The 23,490-nt window shown below is 73.4% G+C and carries 25 protein-coding genes, 1 tRNA gene and 1 pseudogene; 11 read left to right on the top strand and 16 right to left on the bottom strand.

Annotated elements, in window-relative coordinates; all coding sequences use genetic code 11:
- Nucleotides 1-43: 43 nt before the first annotated feature.
- From ACIQV3_RS17920 to ACIQV3_RS17910, 3 genes are all read right to left on the bottom strand, one after another.
- Complete coding sequence (locus ACIQV3_RS17920) at nt 44-733, bottom strand: hypothetical protein (protein ID WP_403713337.1); 690 nt, start codon at nt 731-733, stop codon at nt 44-46.
- Nucleotides 734-885: 152 nt separating this feature from the next.
- Nucleotides 886-2,349: a serine-threonine protein kinase gene (locus ACIQV3_RS17915; protein WP_403713336.1), complete on the bottom strand. Its 1,464-nt coding sequence runs from the start codon at nt 2,347-2,349 to the stop codon at nt 886-888.
- An 81-nt stretch (nt 2,350-2,430) separates the two neighbouring features.
- A complete protein-coding gene (locus ACIQV3_RS17910) occupies nt 2,431-3,693 on the bottom strand; it encodes an exo-beta-N-acetylmuramidase NamZ domain-containing protein (protein WP_403713335.1) in 1,263 nt (420 codons plus the stop codon).
- Nucleotides 3,694-3,824: 131 nt separating this feature from the next.
- Between ACIQV3_RS17910 and ACIQV3_RS17905 the strand changes: the two genes are divergently transcribed.
- From ACIQV3_RS17905 to ACIQV3_RS17895, 3 genes are all read left to right on the top strand, one after another.
- Nucleotides 3,825-4,625, top strand: a complete 801-nt coding sequence (locus tag ACIQV3_RS17905; protein ID WP_403713334.1) for an SDR family oxidoreductase — start codon at nt 3,825-3,827, stop codon at nt 4,623-4,625.
- A gap of 170 nt (nt 4,626-4,795) precedes the next feature.
- Nucleotides 4,796-6,424 (top strand): class I adenylate-forming enzyme family protein, encoded by a 1,629-nt coding sequence (locus ACIQV3_RS17900; RefSeq protein ID WP_403713429.1) that lies wholly within the window; start codon nt 4,796-4,798, stop codon nt 6,422-6,424.
- 62 nt (nt 6,425-6,486) lie between these two features.
- Nucleotides 6,487-7,095: a TetR/AcrR family transcriptional regulator gene (locus ACIQV3_RS17895; protein ID WP_266876698.1), complete on the top strand. Its 609-nt coding sequence runs from the start codon at nt 6,487-6,489 to the stop codon at nt 7,093-7,095.
- Here the strand turns inward: ACIQV3_RS17895 and ACIQV3_RS17890 are convergent.
- Nucleotides 7,034-7,948, bottom strand: coding sequence for an alkene reductase (locus tag ACIQV3_RS17890; protein WP_403713333.1), 915 nt, complete (start codon nt 7,946-7,948; stop codon nt 7,034-7,036). The genes ACIQV3_RS17895 and ACIQV3_RS17890 overlap by 62 nt on opposite strands.
- A 121-nt stretch (nt 7,949-8,069) precedes the next feature.
- Here ACIQV3_RS17890 and ACIQV3_RS17885 point away from each other — a divergent pair.
- Nucleotides 8,070-8,399: pseudogene (locus ACIQV3_RS17885) on the top strand (MerR family transcriptional regulator); the annotation flags it as partial.
- Here ACIQV3_RS17885 and ACIQV3_RS17880 read toward each other — a convergent pair.
- From ACIQV3_RS17880 to ACIQV3_RS17845, 8 genes are all read right to left on the bottom strand, one after another.
- On the bottom strand, nt 8,396-9,019 hold the full coding sequence (locus ACIQV3_RS17880) for an acetate uptake transporter (RefSeq protein WP_403713332.1): 624 nt from the start codon (nt 9,017-9,019) through the stop codon (nt 8,396-8,398). The pseudogene ACIQV3_RS17885 and the gene ACIQV3_RS17880 overlap by 4 nt on opposite strands.
- Before the next feature lie 147 nt (nt 9,020-9,166).
- Nucleotides 9,167-10,405 (bottom strand): acyl-CoA dehydrogenase family protein, encoded by a 1,239-nt coding sequence (locus ACIQV3_RS17875; protein ID WP_403713331.1) that lies wholly within the window; start codon nt 10,403-10,405, stop codon nt 9,167-9,169.
- A gap of 9 nt (nt 10,406-10,414) precedes the next feature.
- On the bottom strand, nt 10,415-11,488 hold the full coding sequence (locus tag ACIQV3_RS17870) for a phosphotransferase family protein (protein ID WP_403713330.1): 1,074 nt from the start codon (nt 11,486-11,488) through the stop codon (nt 10,415-10,417).
- A gap of 137 nt (nt 11,489-11,625) precedes the next feature.
- Nucleotides 11,626-12,537 carry an MBL fold metallo-hydrolase gene (locus ACIQV3_RS17865; RefSeq protein WP_403713329.1) on the bottom strand — a complete coding sequence of 304 codons (912 nt, stop codon included), beginning with the start codon at nt 12,535-12,537 and terminating at the stop codon, nt 11,626-11,628.
- A gap of 99 nt (nt 12,538-12,636) precedes the next feature.
- A complete protein-coding gene (locus ACIQV3_RS17860; protein WP_403713328.1) occupies nt 12,637-12,933 on the bottom strand; it encodes a hypothetical protein in 297 nt (98 codons plus the stop codon).
- Nucleotides 12,934-13,078: 145 nt separating this feature from the next.
- The gene (locus ACIQV3_RS17855; protein ID WP_403713327.1) at nt 13,079-13,420 is read right to left on the bottom strand and encodes a DUF202 domain-containing protein; all 342 of its coding nucleotides are present in this window, start codon (nt 13,418-13,420) and stop codon (nt 13,079-13,081) included.
- Nucleotides 13,421-13,427: 7 nt separating this feature from the next.
- Nucleotides 13,428-13,826: a YidH family protein gene (locus tag ACIQV3_RS17850; protein ID WP_266959025.1), complete on the bottom strand. Its 399-nt coding sequence runs from the start codon at nt 13,824-13,826 to the stop codon at nt 13,428-13,430.
- 9 nt (nt 13,827-13,835) lie between these two features.
- On the bottom strand, nt 13,836-14,399 hold the full coding sequence (locus ACIQV3_RS17845; protein WP_403713326.1) for an NUDIX hydrolase: 564 nt from the start codon (nt 14,397-14,399) through the stop codon (nt 13,836-13,838).
- 81 nt (nt 14,400-14,480) lie between these two features.
- On the opposite strand from ACIQV3_RS17845, the gene ACIQV3_RS17840 reads away from it, so the two are divergent.
- Together ACIQV3_RS17840 and ACIQV3_RS17835 are read left to right on the top strand one after the other, a co-directional pair.
- Entirely contained in the window at nt 14,481-16,136 is a 1,656-nt protein-coding gene (locus tag ACIQV3_RS17840; RefSeq protein WP_403713325.1) for an FAD-binding dehydrogenase, read from the top strand.
- A 155-nt stretch (nt 16,137-16,291) separates the two neighbouring features.
- Nucleotides 16,292-16,519, top strand: coding sequence for a DUF6243 family protein (locus ACIQV3_RS17835; protein ID WP_403713324.1), 228 nt, complete (start codon nt 16,292-16,294; stop codon nt 16,517-16,519).
- A 115-nt stretch (nt 16,520-16,634) separates the two neighbouring features.
- Here the strand turns inward: ACIQV3_RS17835 and ACIQV3_RS17830 are convergent, their stop codons facing one another.
- The gene (locus ACIQV3_RS17830; RefSeq protein ID WP_403713323.1) at nt 16,635-17,060 is read right to left on the bottom strand and encodes an ASCH domain-containing protein; all 426 of its coding nucleotides are present in this window, start codon (nt 17,058-17,060) and stop codon (nt 16,635-16,637) included.
- A 228-nt stretch (nt 17,061-17,288) separates the two neighbouring features.
- Between ACIQV3_RS17830 and ACIQV3_RS17825 the strand changes: the two genes are divergently transcribed.
- Both ACIQV3_RS17825 and ACIQV3_RS17820 read left to right on the top strand, forming a co-directional pair.
- Nucleotides 17,289-18,236, top strand: coding sequence for a hypothetical protein (locus ACIQV3_RS17825; RefSeq protein ID WP_403713322.1), 948 nt, complete (start codon nt 17,289-17,291; stop codon nt 18,234-18,236).
- Nucleotides 18,237-18,346: 110 nt separating this feature from the next.
- Nucleotides 18,347-19,918 carry an APC family permease gene (locus ACIQV3_RS17820; RefSeq protein ID WP_403713321.1) on the top strand — a complete coding sequence of 524 codons (1,572 nt, stop codon included), beginning with the start codon at nt 18,347-18,349 and terminating at the stop codon, nt 19,916-19,918.
- Between the two features lie 82 nt (nt 19,919-20,000).
- On the opposite strand, the gene ACIQV3_RS17815 is transcribed toward ACIQV3_RS17820, so the two are convergent.
- Nucleotides 20,001-20,360, bottom strand: coding sequence for a zinc ribbon domain-containing protein YjdM (locus ACIQV3_RS17815; RefSeq protein ID WP_403713320.1), 360 nt, complete (start codon nt 20,358-20,360; stop codon nt 20,001-20,003).
- A gap of 92 nt (nt 20,361-20,452) precedes the next feature.
- Nucleotides 20,453-20,540 (bottom strand) — tRNA-Leu (locus ACIQV3_RS17810).
- 168 nt (nt 20,541-20,708) lie between these two features.
- On the opposite strand from ACIQV3_RS17810, the gene ACIQV3_RS17805 reads away from it, so the two are divergent.
- Nucleotides 20,709-22,034, top strand: coding sequence for a M20/M25/M40 family metallo-hydrolase (locus ACIQV3_RS17805; RefSeq protein WP_403713319.1), 1,326 nt, complete (start codon nt 20,709-20,711; stop codon nt 22,032-22,034).
- A gap of 169 nt (nt 22,035-22,203) precedes the next feature.
- Entirely contained in the window at nt 22,204-22,437 is a 234-nt protein-coding gene (gene chpH, locus ACIQV3_RS17800; RefSeq protein WP_243333973.1) for a chaplin ChpH, read from the top strand.
- Between the two features lie 80 nt (nt 22,438-22,517).
- Here chpH and ACIQV3_RS17795 read toward each other — a convergent pair whose 3' ends face one another.
- A complete protein-coding gene (locus ACIQV3_RS17795; protein WP_243333977.1) occupies nt 22,518-22,706 on the bottom strand; it encodes a DUF5703 family protein in 189 nt (62 codons plus the stop codon).
- A gap of 47 nt (nt 22,707-22,753) precedes the next feature.
- Here ACIQV3_RS17795 and ACIQV3_RS17790 point away from each other — a divergent pair, with 47 nt between their 5' ends.
- Nucleotides 22,754-23,422 carry a hypothetical protein gene (locus ACIQV3_RS17790; protein ID WP_403713318.1) on the top strand — a complete coding sequence of 223 codons (669 nt, stop codon included), beginning with the start codon at nt 22,754-22,756 and terminating at the stop codon, nt 23,420-23,422.
- The last annotated feature ends 68 nt before the right edge of the window (nt 23,423-23,490 follow it).

Below are 23,490 nucleotides of genomic sequence, written 5' to 3'. Positions count from 1 at the left end.
GCTCCGCCTCCCGCTCCCGTCCCTGCCCCGCCTGCCGCCCAGCTCACGCCGCCCCCGCCAGATCGGCGCCCTGGAGCGCCGTGTCCGCGAGCGCCGGTCTCGGCACCACGATTCCGCAGCCCGCGCACACCGGCCCGTCCCACGCCCACCCAGCGGCCGAAGCTCCGATGGCCGAAGCTCCGATGGCCGAAGCCCCGATGGCCGAAGCCCCGGCGGCCGAAGCCCCGGCGGCCGAAGCCCCGATGGCCGGAGCCCCGGCGGCCGCCGACGGCGCCGGCCAGTGCAACTCCCGCGCCCCGCACACCGGACACGCCGTCCCCGGCTCCGACTCCAGCGCCTCCACCAGCCGTCTCAGCACCTCGCCCAGCGCCCCCTGCGGCCGCACGCCCGGATCGGCGCACCGCACCACCGCGTCCCCGCTGCCGCTCCAGGCCCACTCGGGCCGCCGCAGCCCGTCGTGCTTCTCGCGCCGCCGACGCTCCGCGAACTGCCGTTCGTACGCCAGCCAGACCGCCCGCGCCTCCTCCAGCTCCTCCAGCGCGGCCACCAGCCGCGAGGGGTCCGCGGCCCGGTCCTCGGGGCCGATCCCGTGCCGGTCGCACAGGTGCCACCACGTCGCGCGGTGCCCGTACGGGGCGAACCGCTCCAGGCAGCGGCGCAGCGAATGGCGTCGCAGGGCCCTGTCGTTGCGCGCGTCGCGCACCTGATGGGCCAGACTCCGGAATCCCGCCATCGCACCTTCACCTCCGCCGAGCGCCCAGCACCGGGCGCCGTGCCCGCCGCGCTGTGTTCCCCACAGGACCGGCGCCGTGTGCCCAACATGCCCGGCCTTGTGCGGGCGCATGCGGGGGCGGTCGAGGCGTACGGGTGGCACATGGCCGGAACTCAGCGCCCCATGCGCCCCGCGACCACCACCAGCCGGGCCAGCTCCTCGTGGCAGATGTCGCTGTGCGCCCCCGACGGAGCCCCGCCGCGCCGGACCACGGAGCCCGCGTCCACGCTGACGCAGCCCGCCGCGGGCAGGCCGCCCCGCAGCGCCGCGTCCAGGGTCAGCCGGGGGGTTCCCGGCACCCCCCGCACCCCGTCGTGCCCGATCGCGCCCCACCGCTCGTCGAAACCGAGCAGACCGGCCGAATCGCCGGCCATCCGGGAGGCCAGCGGATAGAACACCTTGAGGGAGGAGTCGTAGGAGGAATGGCAGGCCGTCAGCGGCCCGTCGATCCTGCCCTGCAGCCCGCGCAGGGCGCCCCCGCGCCCCCGGTCGTGCGGCAGGCTGTCGGCGAACGCGTAGTGGGAGAAGGCCCCTTGGAGGAGGGTCAGGGACTTCACGTTCCGCGCCCCGGACGGCAGCGCGCGCAGCGCGAAGGAGACCACCCGGCCGCCGAAGCTGTGCCCGATGAGGTGCACCCGCAGGGCCGGGCGGCGGCCGGCCAGCTCCGCCAGCAGCGGCCCGAGGCCGTGCTCGCCGACCACCCCGGCACGGGCCTTCATCTGGTAGTACGTGGCCTGCCGCAGCACCTCCTTGGCGCCGTTCCACAGCGTCCGCCCCCCGCCGCCGGCCGAGAAGCCGGGGGAGTCCCCGGAGTCCCCGGAGTCCCCGGAGTCCCCGGAGTCCCCGGAGTCCCCGGAGTCCCCGGAGTCCCCGGAGTCCCCGGAGTCCCCGGGGAGCGTGGCGCCCGCCTCGGTCAGGGCCTCGGTGAACTCCCGGCACACCCGCAGGACGTCCCCGCTGAGGAAGTCCGGCACCTCGCGCGGGGCGAAGGCCGCCGCCAGATCGTCGCCCGTGCCCACTCCGTCCACGCCGGCCAGCTCCCGTACCAGCGCGCCGAACTCCGTGAAGCCGCCGTCGTGCGTGGGCCGCTCCTCCAGCAGCTCGGCGATCCGGTCCAGCTCCGCCGCCCGGCCGGGCCAGAACGCGCCGAGGGCCCGCCGGGTCGCCGGGTCCAGGGCCGTACCGTGGCCAGGCTCACCGGCACTCCCCGAGCCCCCGGCTCCACCCCCGGCTCCGCCCACGGCGCCACGGACGTCGAAGTCGGGTATCGGCTCGTCCGAGAAGCGGATCGAGGGCCACACGACCCCCACGTACCCCAGCCGCACCCCGGTCCCCACCAGATCCGCGAAGGGGGCGTAGAACCGGTCGAAGAGCCGGATCGCGGTGGACCGGTCGGAGTTCCATCCGTGGGCGAAGACCAGCAGGTCCGTGGCCTCGATCCCGAAGACCGCCTCCCGCGCCCCCGGGCCCGCGTCGCCCTGCGCGTCGAAGGTCAGCTCCACGTACGGCCGGGCCCCGATCCCCGCCGCCGTCGTCCCCGTAGCTCCCGCGGGCACCGCCCCGCCGATGTGCACCATGACGCCCCCTCCACGCCGTGTTCCTGTTCCGCAGCATCCTGCGGAACAGGGCGCCCGGCCAGCCCCTGCGCACCAGCCGGTTCACGGATACAGCAGGTATTCCTCCCGCACCGCCGCGAACCGGGCCAGCCCGGTCGCCCAGTCGCCCGCGACCTCCTCCACGCCCGCCCCCGCGTCGACCATCCGCCGGACCCGGTCCGAGCCCGTCAGCCGGTCGATCCACTGGTCGGAACGCCAGGCGAAGCCGCTCCACACCCGCCGCGCGGTGACCAGCAGCCCGATCCCGGCCCGTACCGGATCGAAGGCCTCCCGGTCGTGGACGAGCAGCCGGACCCCGCCGCAGGTCTTCCCGGCGTGCTTGGAGAAGGAAGGCGTGAAATAGGCCTCCCGGAACCAGACCCCGGGCAGCTCCAGCGCGTTCGCCGCCTCGGCCCACCGCCGGTCCACGCCCTCCGCGCCGACCAGCTCGAAGGGGGTGGTGGTGCCGCGCGCCTCCGACAGGTTCGTCCCCTCGAACAGGCAGGTCCCGGCATACGCCAGGGCCGTGCCCGGCGTCGGCATGTTCGGGCTCGGCGGCACCCAGGGCAGCCCGGTCTCCTCGAAGAAGGACTCCCGCCGCCAGCCGGTCATCCGCACCACCTCCAGCCGCGGTGCGGCGCCGGCTCCCCGCAGGAACTCCCCCGCGAAGAGCCCGGCCAGCTCGCCCGCCGTCATCCCGTGCGCCAGCGCGATCGGCTCCCGGCCCACGAAGCTCGCGTACGGGCGCTGCAGGACGGGCCCGGCCGCCCGCCGGGCGCCGACCGGGTTGGGGCGGTCCAGCACCACCACCGCCTTGCCGGCGAGCGCCGCCGCGCGCATGCAGTCGTAGAGGGTCCAGATGTAGGTGTAGAAGCGGGCGCCGACGTCCTGGATGTCGAAGACGACGGTGTCGACCCCGGCCGCCGTGAAGACGTCCGCGAGGCGCTGCCCGCTCTTGTCGTACGTGTCGTACACGGGCAGCCCGGTCGCCGGGTCCCGCCCGGCCCCCTCCGAACCGCCCGCCTGGGCCGTGCCCCGGAAGCCGTGCTCGGGGCCGAACACCGCGACGAGGTCCACGCGTTCGTCCGCGTGCAGGACGTCGACCAGGTGGCGGGCGTCCGCGGTGATGCCGGTCGGGTTGGTGACCACCCCGACCCGCTGCCCTGCCAGTACGGCGTACCCGTCCGCGGCGAGCCCCTCGAACCCGGTCCGCACCCGGCCGCCGGGCGTGCCCGGCACCCGCGTTCCCGGGGCTCCCGCCCCCAGGGCGCCCGCGGCGCCCGCCGCCCCGGCCAGACCCAGCAACCCGCGTCGCGACAGCGTCATCGCGCCAAAGTAGGGCTCCGCACCCTTCCACCCGGACATACCGACTGGTTAGTCTGCCGGTGTTCCGGCAGGCGGCGCAGCCACTCGGGGCGCCGAGGCACTCAGGACACCCCATGCACCCAGGACACCCCATGCACCCAAGGCACGACCACACGAAGGGCGGACCCGTGAACGCGTTCCAGGACCAGCGAGTCGTCGTCACCGGCGCGGGCGGCGGCATCGGAGCCGCCCTCGCCCACCGCTTCGCCGCCGAGGGGGCGACCGTGGCGGTCAACGACCTCGACCCCGCCAAGGCCGCCTCCGTCGCCGAGGCGATCGGCGCCCGCGCCGTCGCGGTGCCCGGCGACGCCTCGGCCGTGGCCGCCGAGGCCCGCGAGGCGCTCGGCGGCACCGTGGACGTCTACTGCGCCAACGCGGGCCTGGCCTCCGGCGGCGACGCCTTCGCCGACGAGGCCGTCTGGGAGACGGCCTGGGACACCAACGTCATGGCCCACGTCCGCGCCGCCCGGCTGCTGCTGCCCGACTGGCTGGAGCGCGGGAGCGGCCGTTTCGTGTCCACCGTCTCGGCCGCCGGACTGCTGACCATGATCGGAGCGGCCCCGTACAGTGTCACCAAGCACGGCGCGCTCGCCTTCGCGGAATGGCTCTCGCTGACCTACCGCCACCGCGGGCTCCAGGTCCACGCCATCTGCCCGCAGGGGGTGCGGACCGACATGCTCACCGCGGCCGGATCGGCGGGCGAGCTGGTCCTGGCGCCGACCGCGATCACACCGGAAGCGGTCGCGGACGCCCTGTTCGACGGCATGGAGAAGGGCCGGTTCTTGATCCTCCCGCACCCCGAGGTCGCGGACTTCTACGCGTCCCGGGCCACCGACCCGGACCGCTGGCTGAGCGGCATGAACCACCTCCAGCGCAAGTGGGAGACCCGGTGACCGCAGACACCAAGCCCCCGGCCCCGCTGCCGGCCTCGCCCCCGGTCCCGCTCCCGGCCTCGCCCCCGGCCTCGCCCCCGGACCCGTCGGCCCAGGCGCCCGCCCCGGCCGGCCCGTCGTCGGCCCCGGACCCGTCCGCCCCCGCCTCCCGCTACGCCGCCAAACCCTGGCTGGGCCTGCTCAGCCCGGTCCAGCGGGCCCCGATCGCGCCCCCGCCCAGCGTGCTGCACGCGTTCCGCGCCGCCGCCGCCCGCGCCCCCGGCCACACCGCCCTCGCCTACTTCGACGGCCGCCTCACCTACGCCGAGGCCGACGCCCTCTCCGACTCCCTCGCCGGGCACCTCGCCGCCCGCGGCACCCGCCGCGGGGACCGGGTCGCGGTCATGCTCCAGAACACCCCGCACTTCGTGCTCGCCGTCCTGGCCGCCTGGAAGGCCGGGGCGGTCGTGGTCCCGCTCAACCCCATGTACAAGTCCGGCGAGGTCGGCCACATCCTGCGCGACTCCGGGGCCACCGCCCTGGTCTGCGAGGCCCGCGCCTGGTCCGCGTACCTGCGCGGGGCCGCGCACGAGACCGCCGTACGCACCGTCCTGACCGCCTGTGACCTGGACTTCCAGACCCGCGACGACGTACGGGTCCTCGTGCCGGGCCGCCCGGAACAGCCGGCCGACGCCGCCGACCTCGCCACAGTGGCCCGCCGGGGCCACCCCGCCCCGCCCGACCCGGACCTCACGGCCGCCGACACCGCCCTGATCAGCTACACCTCCGGCACCAGCGGCACCCCCAAGGGCGCCATGAACCCGCACGGTGCCCTCACCCACAACGCCGTCCGCCAGGTGACCGGCCACCCCCTCCCCGAGGGGGCCGGCTACTTCGCGCTCGCCCCGCTCTTCCACATCACCGGCATGGTGTGCGAGCTCGCCGCCTGCTTCACCAACGCCGGCACCCTGGTCCTCGCCCACCGCTTCGACGCCGGAGCCGTCCTCGACGCCTTCCTCGAACACCGCCCCGCCTACACCGTGGGCCCGGCCACCGCCTTCATGGCGCTCGCCGCCCACCCCCGGGCGACCCCGGACCACTTCGCCTCGTTCCGGGTGGTCTCCTCCGGGGGCGCCCCGCTGCCGCCCGCCCTGGTCGAACGCCTGCGCGCCGCCTACGGCTTCTACCTGCGCAACGGCTACGGCCTCACCGAGTGCACCGCCCCCTGCGCCTCCGTACCCGTCCACCGCGAAGCCCCCGTGGACACGGCCTCGGGCACCCTCTCGGTGGGCGTGCCCGGCGCCGACACCCTCGTACGGATCCTCGACGAGAGCGGCGCCGAGGTCCCCTTCGGCGAGACCGGGGAGATAGCCGTCCGCGGACCCCAGGTCGTCCCCGGTTACTGGGGTCTGCCCGCCGACACCGCCAAGGCCTTCCCGGACGGCGAACTGCGCACCGGAGACGTCGGGTTCATGGATCCCGAGGGCTGGCTCTACGTGGTCGACCGCAAGAAGGACATGATCAACGCCTCCGGTTTCAAGGTCTGGCCGCGCGAGGTGGAGGACGTGCTCTACACCCACCCCGCCGTGTGCGAAGCGGCCGTCGTCGGCATCCCGGACCCCTACCGCGGGGAGAGCGTGAAGGCCTACGTCAGTCTGCGCCCCGGGACGGAGGCGGACCCGGCCGAGCTCTCCGCGTACTGCGCCGAGCGCCTCGCCGCGTACAAATACCCGCGCCGGGTGGAGATCCTGCCTGTCCTTCCGAAGACGACCAGTGGCAAGATCCTGCGACGGGAACTACGGACGCGCGACCACGGCTGAAAACGGCCGGACCGCGTCCGCGCGCCCGCACACGCGAGCACCACGAAAGGGAGGCGACAGCCATGGCCGCCAAGACCACGACGGAGACCGTCGGGGCGCACGAGGCCCCGGTACCGCGCCGGCTCCTCGCCGTCGCGACCAGGCTGTTCGCCGAACGCGGCTACGACCGCACCTCGGTCCAGGAGATCGTCGAGGCGGCCGGGGTCACCAAGGGCGCGCTCTACCACTACTTCGGATCCAAGGACGACCTGCTGCACGAGGTGTACGCGCGCATGCTGCGGCTCCAGCAGCAGCGGCTCGACGCGGTGGCCGGTTCCGACGCCCCGGTGGAGGAGCGGCTGCGCGCCGCGGCCGCCGACGTGGTGGTCACCACGATCGAGAACCTGGACGACGCGGCGATCTTCTTCCGCTCCATGCACCAGCTGAGCCCGGAGAAGTTCAAGCAGGTCCGGTCGGAGCGCCGGCGCTACCACGAGCGCTTCCGCGCCCTGGTCGAGGAGGGCCAGGCCGCCGGGGTCTTCTCCGACGCCACCCCGGCCGACCTGGTGGTGGACTACCACTTCGGCTCCGTCCACCACCTGTCGACCTGGTACCGCGAGGACGGCCCGCTCACGCCGCAGCAGGTGGCCGATCACCTCGCGGACCTGCTGATGCGGGCGCTGCGCCCGTAGCGGGCGCGGGGTGGAGCGAGGGGTGGAGCACGGGGTAGTCGTTGTACCCCTCCGCCCCCTGTACGTGCATCAGGAACTCGGAGCGGATCTCCTTGAGCGGGGCGTCCGCCCGCAGCCGCTCCACGAAGTCGGGGTTGGCGAGGAAGCCCCGGCCCAGCGAGACCAGGTCGGCGCCCTCGGCCAGGAGCCGTTCGGCGACGCCCTTGCCGCCGTCGGCCGCGAACTGCTCCCGGGAGAGCTGCTGGTTGGCGATCAGGGTGCCCGGCCAGGCCTTCCGGTGCTCCTGGAACCGGGCCCGCTGCCCGCCGGCGTAGAGGACGTGGAGATAGGCCGGGCCGATCTCCGCCAGGGCCTCCAGCAGCGCCGGGTAGATCGCCTCGGTGTCGCCCTCCTCGATGCCGTTGACGCCCACCCCGGGCGAGACGCGTACGCCGACCCGCTCCCGGCCGATGGCTCCCGCGACGGCCCGCACCACCTCGACGGTGAACCGGGTCCGGTGCTCCACCGGACCGCCCCACTCGTCGGTCCGCAGGTTGGTGCCCCGCGCCAGGAACTGGTGGGGCAGGAAGCCGTTGGCGGCGTGCACCTCCACCCCCGCGAACCCGGCCGCCACGGCATTGCGGGCCGCGGTGGCGAAGTCGGCGACGGCGGACCGGATCTCCCCGGCCGTCATCGCGCGCGGAACGGGGGCGTCCCGCAGCCCGCCGGGGGTGTGCAGCCGCTCGGGGAGCCGCACGGCGGACGGCGCGAGCGGTACGTGACCGCTGGTGTCGGGGTGCCCGACCCGGCCGCCGTGTTCGAGCTGGAGGAACATCGCCGCACCGCCGCCCCGGCCGTCGGCTCCCGTCCGCACCGCTTCGGTGACCCGGCGCCAGCCGCGATCTGCTCCGCGGTGTGGATGCCGGGGACGTTCGGATAGGCCTGGCCCACGGCGCTCGGCGCGGTGCCCTCGGCGATGATCAGGCCGGCCGTGGCGGACGCCCGGCGGCCACCGCGACTACGCGGAGCGGGCGGTGGACCGGGTCATCCGGATCCAGGAGCTCTACGCGGCCGGGCTGCACAGCGCGAAGATCGGGCAGATCCTGCCCTGCATGCGCGACGCGGACGGCGGGCCGAACGTACGGGCCACGCCCGCGCTCGTCGCCGAGCTGGCAACGGAACGGGACCGGATCGACCGGCTGATCGCCGATCTGATCCGGTCCCGTGAGGTGCTGGACGAGGTCATCGGGGCCGCGGCGGGCAACACCGTGCCGGTCGCCGCGCCCGTCGCCGGGCCCGTGGCCGGGCCCGTGGAGAAGCCCTAGCCGAGCGGTGCGACCTCGCGGCCCCAGGTCTCCTTGGCGACCACGGCGAAGGAGATGTACCAGGCGACGCCCGCGGTGAAGAGGCCGAGGAAGCCGCCGGTGTGGCCCAGCGCCGTGCTCTGCGCCAGGTCGCCGAGGGCGAGGAACAGGAAGGTCAGCGCCAGCGAGACGAACAGCACGCGGTGCGCGACGTCCAGCTTCATGGCGGCGATCGACATGTACGCGGTGAAGATGAACCAGCCCACGAGGAACCAGCCGGTCGCCACGTGCGCCTGGTCGGCCGGCAGCGCGGGGACGACGAACTTCACGTAGCCGGCGAAGGACATCCAGAACGCGCCGTACGAGACGAACGCCGTGGTCCCGAAGGTGTTGCCGCGGCGGAACTCCAGGATGCCCGCCACGAACTGCGCGAGGCCGCCATAGAACAGCGCCAGCGGCAGTACGACCGCGCTGAGCGCGGCGTTCGAGATCAGCCCCGAGTTGAAGAGGCTGAGCACGAAGGTGGTGAGGGCGAACGCCGCCAGGCCGAGCGGGCCGGGATTCGCCATGACCTGCGGCGCGGTGACGGGGGAGGCCGTGGCGTGCGGCGCGGCGGCGGGGGCCAGGGTGGAGCTGGGCATGGCGAGGGGCACTTTCACTGGGGGAAATACCGAATATATCGGACTCCCCGAGTGGTCTGGACCATTAAAGGTCCGGTCCCGCGGGACCGAAGTCCCCCGCCACGCCCGTCCCGCGCCCGCCACGCCCGTCCCGCGCCCGCCGGAGGGCTACCGGTACCGCTTCAGCTCCCGGTGCGCCAGCGAGCGCTGGTGCACCTCGTCCGGCCCGTCCGCCAGCCGCAGCGTCCGCGCCGCCGCCCACAGCTCGGCCAGCGGGAAGTCCTGGCTCACCCCGCCGGCGCCGTGCAGCTGCACCGCGTCGTCCAGGATCCGCACCACCGCCCGCGGGGTCGCGATCTTGATGGCCTGGATCTCGGTGTGCGCGCCCCGGTTGCCGGCCGTGTCCATCAGCCAGGCGGTCTTCAGCACCAGCAGCCGCAGCTGCTCCACGGTGACCCGGGCGTCCGCGATCCAGTTCTGTACGACGCCCTGCGCGGCCAGCTCCTTGCCGAAGGCGGTACGGCCCACCGCGCGCCGGCACATCAGCTCGATGGCCCGCTCCGCCATGCCGATGAGCCGCATGCAGTGGTGGATCCGGCCCGGCCCGAGGCGGGCCTGGGCGATGGCGAAGCCGCCGCCCTCTTCACCGATCAGGTTCCCCGCCGGCACCCGGGCTCCGTCGAAGACGACCTCGGCGTGACCGCCGTGGTCGTGGTCCTCGTACCCGTACACCGTCATGGCGCGCCGGATCTCGACCCCCGGAGTGTCCCGGGGGACCAGGATCATGGACTGCTGGCGGCGCGGGTCGGCGCCCCCGGGGTCGGTCTTGCCCATGACGATGAAGATCTTGCAGTCCGGGTTCATGGCTCCGGAGATGAACCACTTGCGGCCCGTGATCACGTACTCGTCACCGTCGGCGGACCGCTCGATGCGGGTCTCGATGTTCGTGGCGTCCGAGGAGGCCACCTCCGGCTCGGTCATCGCGAACGCGGACCGGATCTCCCCGGCCAGCAGCGGCTCCAGCCACTGCTTCTTCTGCTCCTCGTTCCCGAACTGCGCGAGCAGCTCCATGTTCCCGGTGTCCGGAGCCGCGCAGTTCGTCGCCGTCGGCGCCAGGTGCGGGCTGCGGCCGGTGATCTCGGCGAGCGGGGCGTACTGGAGGTTGGTCAGCCCGGCGCCGTACTCCGCGCCGGGCAAGCTGTGCTGGCTGACGAGGAAGAGATTCCACAGCCCCTGACGGCGCGCCTCGGCCTTCAGTTCACCGAACACGGCCGGGGTGTCCCAGGGCGAGGCCAGCCGCGCGCGCTGCTCGGCGGCGACGGGTTCCGCCGGGTAGACGTACTCCTCCATGAACGTGAGGAGCCGTCCGCGGAGTTCCTCGGTGCGGGCGTCGAATGCGAAGTCCATCGGAATTCCTCAGCCTTCGTGCGGTTGCCGGAGTGTGGTCAGGCCGTGCTCGATGAAGACCGGAACCAGCTCGCCGATCCGGTCGAAGCCCGCGCCGACGGTCTGCCCGAGCGTGAAGCGGTAGTGGATGCCTTCGAGGATCACCGCGAGCTTGAACCAGGCGAAGGCCGTGTACCAGGCGACCTGGGAGGCGTCCCGGCCCGAGCGGGCCGCGTACCGCTCGATCAGCTCGGCGGGCGCCGGATGGCCGGGGGCCGCGCTGGTCGTGCTGACCGGGGAGTCGGTCAGCCCCAGGTCGGAGCTGTACATCACCAGCAGTCCGAGGTCCGTCAGCGGATCACCGAGCGTGGACATCTCCCAGTCCAGCACCGCCCGGATCTCGTCGGTGCCGGACGCGGATCCCGCGACCAGCACGTTGTCGAGCCGGAAGTCCCCGTGCACCACCGTCGGCGCGGGGGAGAGGGGCAGGGCGCGCCCGAGGGCGCCGTGCAGCTCGTCGATCCCGGCGAGCTCCCGCCCCCGGGAGGCCGCGAGCTGCTTGCCCCAGCGGCGCAGCTGCCGGTCCAGGAACCCCTCGGGCCGCCCGAAATCGGCCAGACCCACCGCCTCCGGGTCCACCGCGTGCAGGTCCACCAGGGTGTCCACCAGGTCCAGCACCACGTGCCGGGTCCGCTCGGGGCCCAGCGCGGCGAGCTGCCCGGCCGTGCGGAACGGCACCCCGTCCACGTACTCCATGACGTAGAACGGCGCCCCCAGCACGGCCTCGTCCTCGCACAGCAGCAGCGGCTCGGGGACCGGCACCGCGGTGCCGTGCAGGGCCGCGATGACCCGGTGCTCGCGCCGCATGTCGTGCGCGGTGGCCAGGACGTGCCCCAGCGGCGGCCTGCGCACCACCCACCGGGAGCTCCCGTCGCCCACCTCGTACGTGAGGTTCGAGCGGCCGCCCTCGATCAGCCGGCCGGTCAGCGGCCCGGCCGCCAGGCCCGGCAGCGCCCGGTCGAGATGACCGCGCAGCCGCTCCAGATCGAGCCCTCGCGGGCCGGAAGGGGCCCCGGAAGGGTCAGGGGAGGGAGCTGAGGTCATGGCGCGCGCCTCCGTGCGGAGTTGACGACGACGGAACGGACGCGCACCATCATGCCGACCAGTCGGTATGCCGTCCAGTGGGTGGAGGGAGCGGAGTGCACGGGCCGGGCCGTCCCGTCGGAGCCGGGCCCGCCCGGTCAGGCGTGGCAGAGGATCGGCGTCCCGCCGTTCATCACGGTCATGTCCCGCAGCACCGCCAGGATGTCCAGCGGTACCCCCTCGGGCTCCCCGGCCAGTTCCGCGTACGCCCGGTGCAGGTTGGCCACCAGCCGCTCGCTCTCCCGCCAGGCGGCGAACTCGCCGAGATCGGCCCGCCGGGCCGCCTCCAGCGGGGTCAGCCCCTCCGCGCGGCCCTCCCGGGCCAGCTCGGCCACGTACCGCAGATAGCGCTCGGTGGCCTCGTACGCGCCGGGATCCGTCAGCGGGCCGTGTCCCGGTACGACCGTCTCCGCGTCCAGCGAGCGCAGCAGATCCAGCGCCCGCAGCGAACCGGCCAGCGAGCCCATCGCCAGGAAGGGCGTGCCCTCCGCGAAGACCAGGTCGCCGGTGAAGACGATCCGCTGCCCGGGCAGCCACACGATGGAATCGCCCGTGGTGTGCGCCGCGCCCGGGTGGAGGACCCGTACCTCGGTGTCCCCGACGTGCAGGGTCATCCGGTCGGTGTACGTCAGATCGGGCGCGGTGATGTCCGGCGCGCCGAAGTCGGTCGCGGGCCAGATCAGCTCCAGCTGGCGCCCGGCGGCGAGCTGCTCGGAGCGCGCGTTCTCGTGCGCCAGGACCAGCGCCTCCGGGGCGAACACGCCGTTCCCGTAGGTGTGGTCCCCGTGGTGGTGGGTGTTGACCACCGTGCGGGGGAGCGGCGCGCCGGCGGCCAGTACCGCCGCGCGCAGGGCCAGCGCCCGCCGCTCGGTGGCCGCCGTGTCCACGAGCAGCGTCCGGCCGCCGCCGGTCACGAAGCCGGCGTTGTTCAGGCACCAGCCGCCGTCCGGCTGCACGTAGGCGTGGACCCCGGGCGCGGGCTGGACGAGGTACGGCTCTGCGGCGGGCATCCGCTCTCTCCCCGGGTCGCGGTGACGGGCTTTCGGCATCCTGCCAGTCACCGGGCCGCGGGGGGAGGGTTCGGGTGCGTCAGTGGTCGTTGGTGCTCGTCAGTGGTCGTCGACGTGGCCGTCGTGCTGGGCATGCCGGTGCCCGTCGTGCAGGTAGTCGACGTGGTTGCCGTGCTGGACGGACTGGTGCCCGCAGTCCGGGCCGTGCGCGTGCGCGTGGGCGGCGTGCTCGGTGTGACCGGCGGGCTCGCACTCGTCCCAGTGGCCGGAGTGCTCGCGGTGCAGGTGACCGTCGTGCGCGTAGTCGACGTGGTCCCCGTGCTGGACCGGGGTGTGGCCGCAGTCGGCGCCGTGGGAGTGCTCGTGCGTGGGGTGTTCCTGGTGCATGGTCGTCATGACGGCCGAGGATAGTGGAGATATGCCCTGAATCGACCGATCTGTCCGCCATTAGGGTCGCATGCCGGGAAAGGCCGGTCGCGGCCCGACGGCCGGAGGGCCGCGGAGCGCGGGCCCGCCGGCCCGACGGCCCGGGGCCGGCCGCTCACACGATGAGCGCCACCGCGAACACCGCCAGGCCCACCGTGCACGCCGTCGCGGCCAGCGCCGTACCCACCGCCAGCCCGGCCGGCCGCGCCGCCGCCAGCTCCCGCACCCGCCGGTGCGCCACCCCCATGAAGGCCAGCCAGAGCAGCGCGATCACCGCCACCCCGGCGACGGCCACCAGGGAACCGGACCCGTGCAGGGCCTGGCGCAGCGCCAGTACGGCCACCACCGCGCAGGACAGGGTCGTACGCCGCCACGCGAGCCGGGTCCGCTCGGGCTGCAGGCCCGCGTCGCGGCCGCCGGGGTCCTCGCGGTCGGCGGCGCCGGCGGAGGCGCTCACCGCCCCGTCACCGGCCCTTCGTCCAGCCCAGCAGGACGACCACCACCATCGCCACCGCGACCAGCCCCACCCCCAGGCTCAGCACCACCGGGAACCGGGACATCGGCAGGTCCTCGCCGCGCCGCATGGCCCGCTCGCACCGCACCCAGTGGTTCACCGCGCGCAGCGAGCAGGCCGCGCCCACCGCGAGCAGCGCGAAGGCCATCGCCACGCGCACCGCCCACCGCAGGTCGGGCAGGAACTGGTCCACGGCGAACCCGCCGCCGATCAGGGCCAGGGCGGTCCTGATCCAGGCCAGGAAGGTCCGCTCGTTGGCCAGCGAGAAGCGGTAGTCGGGGGTCTCGCCCTCGTCCCTCACCCGAGCCGGCGCGAACCACAGCCGCACGTCCTTGACGAAGTCGATCACCCGCCCAATCTACTGGCGCCCCGCCCGCCCGGCGCCCGGAGCGGATCCGCGGAACTCCAGCAGCCTGCGGTACGCCTCCAGCCCGTCCGGCACCCACGGCCACGAGCCGTCCGCGACCCGCCGTGCCACCTCCTCCTCGGGTAGCCACGCGTGCCAGGCCACCTCCGAGGCCTGCGGCCGGACCGGCAGCTCGCAGCGGACCTCGTGCACGTAGCTCCACCAGGCCCCGCCCGGCCCCTCGTACAAGGCCGGCCCCTCGTACAAAAACTTGAACAGCGGCTCGGGCCGCCCCAGCCCCGTCACCCCCAGCTCCTCCTCCGCCTCCCGCAGGGCGGCCCGCGCGTAGCTCTCGCCGGCGCCGACCACCCCGCCCACGAACATGTCGTAGTGCGCGGGGAAGACCAGCTTCGAATCCGTCCGCCGGTGCGTGAAGATCCGCCCCTGCCCGTCCCTGGCCAGCACGAACACGCAGCGGTGGATCAGCCCCGCCGCGTACACCTCGCCCCTCGGGGCGCGCCCCGTCACCCGGTCCTCCCGGTCCACCACGTCCAGTACCTCGTCGGCCGCGCTCATGCCGTGATCCTCCGCTCCCATTGACTGGTTACCGCTCCGTAGCAAAGGATCGCCCCACCACCGACGGAGGACGGGTTCCACATGACGTACGACGCAGACGTGATCGTGATCGGGGCCGGGCTCGCGGGCCTCGTGGCCACCGCCGAGCTCGTCGACGCCGGCCGCAAGGTCATCCTGCTCGACCAGGAGCCGGAGCAGTCCATGGGCGGCCAGGCCCACTGGTCCTTCGGCGGCCTGTTCTTCGTCGACTCGCCCGAACAGCGCCGCATGCGGATCAAGGACACCCGCGAGCTGGCCCTCCAGGACTGGTCCGGCACCGCCGGCTTCGACCGCGAGGAGGACGCCTGGCCGCGCCGCTGGGCCGAGGCCTACGTGGACTTCGCGGCCGGCGAGAAGCGCCCCTGGCTGCACGCCCAGGGCGTCCGGTTCTTCCCCGTCGTCGGCTGGGCGGAGCGCGGCGGCTACGACGCGAACGGCCACGGCAACTCCGTCCCCCGCTTCCACATCACCTGGGGCACCGGCCCGGGCCTCGTGGAGCCCTTCGAGCGCCGGGTACGGGCCGGGGTGGCCCGCGGGCTGGTCCAGCTGAAGTTCCGGCACCGGGTCACCGGGCTCTCCCGTACCGCGGGCACCCTCGACACCGTGACCGGCGAGGTCCTGGCCCCCTCCGACGCCGTCCGCGGCACCGCGAGCGGCCGCGAGGCCACCGGGGAGTTCTCCCTGCGCGCCCAGGCCGTGATCGTGACCAGCGGCGGCATCGGCGGCAACCACGACCTCGTACGGGCCCAGTGGCCGGCCCGCCTGGGCACCCCGCCCGCGCGGCTGCTCTCCGGTGTCCCGGCCCACGTGGACGGCCTGATGCTGGGCATCGCGGAAGGCGCCGGCGCCAGCCACATCAACAAGGACCGGATGTGGCACTACACCGAGGGCATCGAGAACTGGAACCCGATCTGGTCCAAGCACGGCATCCGCATCCTGCCCGGCCCGTCCTCGCTCTGGCTGGACGCCACCGGCAAGCGGCTGCCCGTACCGCTCTTCCCGGGCTTCGACACCCTCGGCACGCTCGACCACATCATGAAGACCGGCCATGACCACACCTGGTTCGTCCTCAACCAGCGCGTCATCGGCAAGGAGTTCGGGCTCTCCGGCTCCGAGCAGAACCCGGACCTGACGGGCAAGTCGGTCCGCGGGGTCATCGACCGGGCGCGCCAGGCCGTCCCCGGACCGGTGCAGGCCTTCATGGACAACGGCGCCGATTTCGTCGTCGAGAAGGACCTCTCCGCGCTGGTGCGCGGCATGAACGCGATCACGAAGGACGGACTCCTCGACGAGGAGACGGTCCGCCGCGAGATCGTCTCCCGCGACCGGGAGATCGCCAACCCCTTCACCAAGGACCTCCAGGTCACGGCGATCCACGGCGCCCGCAAGTACCTCGGCGACAAACTGATCCGCACCGCCGCCCCGCACCGGATCCTGGACCCCGCGGCGGGCCCGCTGATCGCCGTCCGCCTCTCCATCCTGACCCGCAAGTCCCTGGGCGGCCTGGAGACCGACCTCTCCTCCCGCGTCCTGACCGCCACGGGAGAACCCCTCCCCGGCCTCTACGCGGCGGGCGAGGCGGCGGGCTTCGGCGGCGGCGGCGTCCACGGGTACCGGGCCCTGGAGGGCACCTTCCTCGGCGGCTGCATCTTCTCGGGCCGCGCGGCCGGCCGCGCGGCGGCCGCGGCCGTCTCCTGACCGGGCCGTCTCCTGACCGGGCCGTCTCCTGACCGGGCCGTCTCCTGACCCGGGCCGTCTCCTGACCCGGGCCGGGGCCGCCCCCGGGGCGGCCGCTGCCGGGGCGGCACAAGGGGTGGTCCGCGGGGCCGACGGGACGGGGTACCGTCTTTGTCATGACCGTCAGCAAGAACATCAACAACCCCGTGGGCCAGGGCGGCGGCCAGCGCAAGCGGCAGTCCCGCGCCGAACGCCAGAACAACGGCCCCCACCGCAACCTCGACCGCCGCGGCGCGGCCGACCAGAAGGCCGAGCTGCTGCGCAAGATGCGCGAGAAGGCGGGCACGGCCGATGGCGCGGCCGCAGACGCCGCGCAGGCGGGCGACGCCACCGCACAGAACTGAGGCACCGCCGCCGCAGGGCGGCGCCGCACGAAGCAGGGCCCGGACCGCGACGCGCGGTCCGGGCCCTGCCGTCGTCGTACCCGGCCCACGCCCAGGGCGCCGGGCCGGGCCGGGCTCAGGGCAGGCGGGTCACCAGGCGGAACCGCTCCGCCACGACAGGGGTGTCGTCGTCGACCGTGAAGTGCGGGTCGCCGACGGCCTCCCGCATCTGCGGACCGTGCCAGAAATCCTCGTGGCCGGAGCGCCATTCGGCCACGGACGTGAACCCCTCGCCCTCGTCCAGCGCGTGCCGCAGGTCCACGTCCGCCAGCCGCAGGACCCGTACGTCCGTCATCTCCAGGACACCCACCGGACGTCCGGCGGAGTCCACGACGACCATCCGCTCGCCCGCCACGGGCAGCGGGTCCCCCGCCGCCTCGTAATCGGCCAGGACGGCCGTGGTCGTGGTCTTGGCGCCGCTCAGCACGGCCGCCACCAGCGTGTCCCGCAGCGGACCCGGGAAGGCGAACTCGATGGGCGGGAGATCTTCGTGGGCCGTCATGGCGGCCAGCCTACGGCCCTGCGCGCGATCCGGCCCGAGGCCGCGCGCCTCCTGCCGACAACCTGCCGCGAACCGGAACAACCCCAGCAACTCACCCGTGCGAAAGACCAGTTGAAACGAGCCACGCAGTGGACTGGACCTTGACGCGGAGCTGTGCGTACCGCTTTGCTGTGCGTGATCTTCCGGCCACACCGTCCAACCGCCCGCGTCCTGGAGGGAAACCCGCGGATGTCGCCCCCTCCGCCGCCCCTCGGCCGCGCCCGCAAGCGGGACGCCCAGCTCTTCGACCCCGCCCTCTGTGACGTGGAACTCGTCGACGTCCGGGCCCAGTTCACCCAGGGCCGCTGGGCCAAGGCCCGCTCCCTCCTCGTCGCCACGGGGGACGACTGGGACCGCCGCGGGCACCGCCTCGTGGTCCTCGCCGAAACCCCGGCCGCGACCGCGTGGGCGCGCGAGTGGCTCCTCGCCGAGCCCGAGAGCGCCGACGCCGTCACCCTCCTCGCCTGTGCGTCCGTCTTCGGCGCCCTGCGCCGCAAGGGCACTCCCGAGGCCGCCGAGGAGGCCTGCCGCCGCGCCGCCGCCCTGCTCCCGGCCGACCCCACCCCCTGGCTCGGCCTGCTGCTCCTCACCCGCGCCTTCGGCACCGAGGAGGAGTTCAGCCGCCACTTCGACCAGGTCCGGGCCCGCCACCGCGAACACCACCACGCCCACCACCTGATGGTCTCCCGACTGGCCGAGCGGGCCCCGGCGGCCGGTCGGGACCCGCTCCACGAGGTCTACGACTTCGCCGCCTGGGCCGCCGAGGAGTCCCCGGCCGACTCCCCGCTCGCCGTCCTGCCCGTCATCGCCCACGCCGAGCGCTACCGCGTCCTCGCCGCCGGGCAGGGCCACGGCCCGGACGCCGGAGCCGAGCACTGGTCCGGGCGCCGCGCCCGCCAGGTGCTGCGCTCCGCCTTCGACTGGTGGCTGGAGTGGGAGCGCGAGGACCACCCCCGCAACCGGGTGGACCTCAACTTCCTCGCCCACGCCAAGCTCTGCGAGGGCCGCCCCGCCGAGGCCGCCGCCCTCTTCCAGCGCATCGGCAGCCACGCCACCCAGGCCCCGTGGTCCTACCCGGACCGCGACCCGCACAAGGCCTTCCTCGCCGCACGCAGCGCCGCGCTCGGCACCGCCTGACCCACCCCGGCCCGGCCGGTACCGCGCCCGCCCCGCTCAGCACGACCCGCTCCGTCCGTACCGCTCAGCAAGTGCCGCTCAGTCCCCGCCCCGAAAGGACACACCCCGCCATGCCGACGGGCAGATCCACCACGCTCACCGACCCGGCCGGCCAGGCCGAGATCCGTACGTACAAGGGCCAGGACCGCGCCCTGCGCGCCGACCGCCTCGGCACCGCGGGCCTGCTGCTCTCCGTCCTCGCCGCCAGCGCGCCCCTGATGGTCGTGGCGGGCGTCATGCCCACCACCTTCGGCGTCATGGGCATCGTCGGACAGCCCCTGCTGTTCGTGATCCTCGGCGCCGTCCTCGCCCTCTTCAGCGTCGGCTACGCCGAGATGAGCCGGCACGTCCACAACGCCGGCGCCTTCTACGCCTACATCGCGCGCGGACTGGGCCCCACCGCGGGCGCCGGCGCCTCGTTCGTCGCCCTGATCGCCTACAGCGCCATGCAGGTCGGCGTCTACGGCATTCTCGGCTTCGAGATCTCCGGCCTCTTCGCCACCTACCTCGACACCGAACTCGCCTGGTGGATACCGGCCCTGGCCGCCGTCGTCCTCACCGGCGCCCTCGGCTGGCTCAAGATCGACCTCAACGCCAAGGTCCTCGGCGTCCTCCTGCTCATCGAGGTCCTCCTCGTCGTGGTCTTCGACGTCGCCGCCCTCGCCAAGCCCGGCCCCGAAGGCCTCTCCCTGCACGCCTTCAACCCCGAGACCCTCACCGGCGCGGGCCTCGGCACCGCCCTGTGCTTCTGCATCGCCGCCTTCGTCGGCTTCGAGCAGTCCCCGGTGTACGCGGAGGAGACCAGCAAGCCGCACATCGTCGTCTCCCGGGTGATGTTCCTCGCCGTCGGCTTCGTCGCGCTCTTCTTCGCCCTCAGCGCCTGGGCCCTGTCCGTCGCCACCGGCCCCGGCGAGGTGGTCAAGGCCTCCGCCGAGGCCGGCCCCGGCCTGCTCTTCCAGCTCACCGAGAGCCGCCTGGGCGCCACCTTCACGGACGTCCTGCACATCCTCTTCGTGACCGGCATGTTCGCGGCGATGCTCAGCTTCCACAACGTCGTCTCCCGCTACGCCTTCGCCATGGGCCGCGAGGGCCTGCTCCCGGCCGCCTTCGGCCGCACCAACGCGGGCACCGGCGCCCCCGCCACCGGCTCGCTCCTGCAGACCGTGATCTCCGTCGTGGTCGTCCTGGCCTTCGCGTTCACCGACGACACCCCGGCCGGCGACCCCACCGTGCCCGTTCTGCACCTGTTCACCTGGATGGGCAGCGTCGGCGCCCTCGGCGTGACCGTCCTCATGGCCACCGCCTCCTTCGCGGTCATCGCCTTCTTCGTCCGCCGCGGCACCGCCGGAGCCCAGGTCTGGCGGCTCGGCGCGGCGGGCCTCGCCGGCCTCGCCCTGCTCGCCATCGCCGTCTACACGGTCAAGGACTTCGGAGTCCTGGTCGGCGCCGCGGAGGGCTCCGCGCTGAGCTGGGCCCTGCCCGGCATCATCGCCGCCGCCGCCCTCGTGGGCCTGGCGTACGGCCTGTTCCTGCGCTCCCGCCGCCCCGCGGCGCACGCCCGCATCGGCCTGGGCAACGAGGCCTTCCGCCTCGACCAGGCGGCGGAGTCAGCCGGGGCCGCGATCCCGGCCCCGCGCGGCTGACCCGTACCGGCCGTACGAAACGGAAGAGGGGCCCCGCCACGGCGGGGCCCCTCTTCGCGCGGTCTTCGTGCGTCGGTACGGCTCAGGCCTTCTTGACCACGCTGGACTTCAGCTGCATGGCTCCGAAGCCGTCGATCTTGCAGTCGATGTCGTGCCCGTCGACCCCGTCGATGAGCCGGATGTTGCGCACCTTGGTGCCGGCCTTGATCCCCGAGGGGCTGCCCTTGACCTTGAGCGCCTTGACGACGGTCACGGTGTCGCCGTCGCTCAGCACGTTCCCCACGGCGTCCTTCACGGCCTGCTCACCGCTGTCCCCGCGGCCCTCGGCGTCACTCACGGCGGGCACCCACTCGTGCCCGCACTCGGGGCACACCACGAGCGCGTTCATCTCGTAGGTGTACTCACAGGAACATTTCGGACAAGGGGGAAGATTCTCATTCACCCGGACAGAATATCCCGAACCGCCCGCCGGGATGCTCGGCGCCGAAGTTGCCGCCAAACGCAGAAAACCCCACGTGAAGTGGGGTTTTCGCTTGGTGTCCGAGGGGGGACTTGAACCCCCACGCCCGATAAAGGGCACTAGCACCTCAAGCTAGCGCGTCTGCCATTCCGCCACCCGGACAAGGTGTCTGTCTCGCGTCCCTCGCGGGCCGTTCCGACGTGGAAAACATTACCAAACATTCCGGGGTCCTCGATCACGCCCCCCGGCGGGCGGGGATCGCCCTTGGGGGAACCGGCCCGGGGCGCGAGGATGGAGTCAGTTCGGTACTGATCAGTGGGAGGAAGCAGCGTGAGCGAATCGGGCGCGGGCAGGACCGTCACCGGCGAGGACGAGGTCGTCGACCTCTGCCGGGACCTCATCCGGATCGACACCAGCAACTACGGGGACCACTCGGGGCCCGGCGAGCGCAAGGCGGCCGAGTGGGTCGCCGAGCAGCTCGCCGAGGTCGGGCTGGAGCCGCAGATCTTCGAATCGCACAAGGGGCGCGCCTCGACCGTGGCGCGGATCGAGGGCGAGGACCCCTCGCGGCCGGCGCTGCTGATCCACGGGCACACCGACGTGGTCCCCGCCAACGCCGCGGACTGGACCTACGACCCCTTCGCGGGCGAGATCGCCGACGGCTGCGTGTGGGGCCGCGGCGCGGTCGACATGAAGGACATGGACGCGATGACGCTGGCCGTCGTACGCGACCGCATGCGCAGCGGCCGCAAGCCCCCGCGCGACATCGTGCTGGCCTTCCTCGCAGACGAGGAGGCGGGCGGCACCTACGGCGCCCGGTACCTCGTCGACAAGCACCCCGGCCTCTTCGAGGGCGTGACGGAGGCGATCGGCGAGGTCGGCGGCTTCTCCTTCACCGTGAACGAGAACCTGCGGCTGTACCTGGTGGAGACCGCCCAGAAGGGCATGCACTGGATGCGCCTGACGGTGGAGGGCACCGCCGGCCACGGGTCGATGACCAACAACGACAACGCCATCACCGAGCTCTGCGAGGCCGTCGGGCGCCTGGGCCGCCACACCTGGCCGGTACGGGTCACCAAGACCGTCCGGCACTTCCTGGACGAGCTCTCGGACGCGCTCGGCACCCCGCTCGACCCGGACGACATGGACGCCACGCTCGTCAAGCTCGGCGGCATCGCCAAGATGGTCGGCGCGACCCTGCGCAACTCCGCCGCCCCGACCATGCTCGGCGCCGGCTACAAGGTCAACGTCATCCCCGGCCAGGCCACCGCCCACGTGGACGGGCGGTTCCTGCCGGGCTACGAGGAGGAGTTCTTCGCCGACCTCGACCGGATCCTCGGGCCGCGCGTGAAGCGCGAGGACGTGCACGCGGACAAGGCCCTGGAGACCGGCTTCGACGGCAAGCTCGTGGACGCCATGCAGACCGCCCTGAAGGCGCACGACCCGATCGCCCGCGCGGTCCCGTACATGCTCTCCGGCGGCACGGACGCCAAGTCCTTCGACGACCTCGGCATCCGCTGCTTCGGCTTCGCCCCGCTCCAGCTTCCGCCGGAGCTGGACTTCGCCGGGATGTTCCACGGCGTGGACGAGCGGGTGCCGGTGGAGGGTCTGAAGTTCGGCGTCCGGGTGCTCGACCGGTTCATCGACGAGTCCTGAGACGGGTGGCGGACGCGGCTGGGCGTAGCTAACGCCCGGGAATCGGGAAGGTGTGCGGAATCCACTGAGAAGAGTGAATGCACTCATACGCTCGTAGCCCCGGTGATCCCTCCTCGTTACAGGTGGTGCGGTCCGCGGCTGGGACCGCGCTTGCCTACTAGGAGGAACAATGTTCAAGAAGGTTGCCGCCGCTGCGGCTGTCACCGGTGGTCTGGTTCTCGCGGGTGCGGGTCTGGCTGTCGCCGACGCTGGTGCCCAGGGTGCGGCCATCGGTTCGCCCGGTGTCCTGTCCGGCAACGTCGTCCAGGTTCCGGTCCACGTTCCCGTGAACGTCTGCGGTAACACGATCTCCGTGATCGGTCTGCTGAACCCGGCTTTCGGCAACACCTGCGTCAACGCCTGACGTACCTGAAGTACGCGGCCCCGGAGTGCGTTCCAGCGCTCCGGGGCCGTCGGGTTTTCCGGGGCCGGTGACGATCCCCGTCACCAGGTAGCGCGGACCTGACGGATGATCCGGCGGCGCAGTCGCACGCGGCGACTGCCGTCCCGAAGCAGGGTCAGCCGGTCGAGCTCCCAGTGCCCGTACTCGGCGTGTTCGGTCAGCAGGCGGGTCGTTTCCTGACGTGGAACCCCGCGGGGCACGTACAAGTCGACAAATTCGTATTCCGGCATCGCATCTATTGTGCCGTGAGAGCCCCTCTACGGATAGCGTCTGCACTATGTCTGATGCCGCTCTGCCCACTGTTGCCGAGGTACGCGCCGCCGCCGAGGCGGTCAAGGCCGCGCTCGACCGTCACCTCGCCGCGGTCGAGAGCAGGATCGGGGACGATGATCCGGACGTCTACGCCGCGTTCAACGAACTCGCCGCCGCCGCCGAGGAGTACGACGAACTCCTCTACGACCGCTACGACGAGGTCACCCCGTTCGAGATCCCCACCCCGGAGGACGGGCTCCCGTACACCGGCCCCGCCGAACCCGCCGCCTTCAGCGTGCTCATCCGCCGCGACTACGCCGTCGTCGAACCGGCGCGCCTGATCGCCCAGGCCGAACGCGTCGTCGCGCACGACCGCGAGGCCGAACTCGACCACGACGGCGGCACCGCCGACGCGCTCGGCGTGCTCTTCGGCGAGTACGAGCCCGACGAAATCGCCTCCCGCGCCAAGGACTTCGGACTGGAGGAGGGCGATTCCACCCTGTGGATCGCCGCTTCGGAAGAGGTCGCGGAACCGGGGGAGTGGCTCGGCTCGCCCTTCGGGCACATCGATCCGCAGGACGTCATGCACCGGTTCGACGTCAGCTCGGTCTTCGACGAGGAGGACGAGGTCGACGGCGACGAGGAGGAGGCCGGGGACGGCTCGCCGGCAGAGCGGGGTCTGACCCCGGCCTGACCCCGCTCTGATGCCGGCCTGAGCCCGGTCCGGTGCCGGTCTGATCCCGCTCCGGCCCCTCCCCGCGC

This window comes from Streptomyces sp. NPDC099050, assembly GCF_044759865.1.
In the GTDB taxonomy this organism is placed as follows: Bacteria; Actinomycetota; Actinomycetes; order Streptomycetales; family Streptomycetaceae; genus Streptomyces.
The sequence above is the reverse complement of the archived record's forward strand: the minus strand, read 5'-3'. Positions and strand labels throughout refer to the sequence as shown.